Below are 362 nucleotides of genomic sequence, written 5' to 3' on the forward strand. Positions count from 1 at the left end.
CGTTGGAAGATTGAGAGGGGTTGCTCCTAGTACGAGAGGACCGGAGTGAACGCACCACTGGTGTTCGGGTTGTCATGCCAATGGCATTGCCCGGTAGCTAAGTGCGGAAAAGATAAGCGCTGAAAGCATCTAAGCGCGAAACTTGCCTCAAGATGAGTCTTCCCTGGGCCTTTAAGGCCCCTGAAGGAACGTTTAAGACTAAGACGTTGATAGGCTGGGTGTGTAAGTGCAGCGATGCATTGAGCTAACCAGTACTAATGATCCGTGAGGCTTAACCTTACAACACCGAAGGTGTTTTTAGAGAGACAAAATCGTCGGGAACGATTTTGAACAACGCGGAGCGTTGGCCCCGAAGGGGTGAG

Annotated in this window: 1 rRNA gene; it reads left to right on the plus strand. The window is 51.1% G+C overall.

Going from position 1 to position 362, the window contains the following annotated elements:
• Positions 1-279: ribosomal RNA gene (locus tag N826_RS39350) — 23S ribosomal RNA — on the plus strand; the annotation flags it as partial.
• Between the last annotated feature and the right edge of the window lie 83 nt (positions 280-362).

The sequence above is a fragment of the Skermanella aerolata KACC 11604 genome, from assembly GCF_000936425.1.
Taxonomy (GTDB): domain Bacteria; phylum Pseudomonadota; class Alphaproteobacteria; order Azospirillales; family Azospirillaceae; genus Skermanella; species Skermanella aerolata.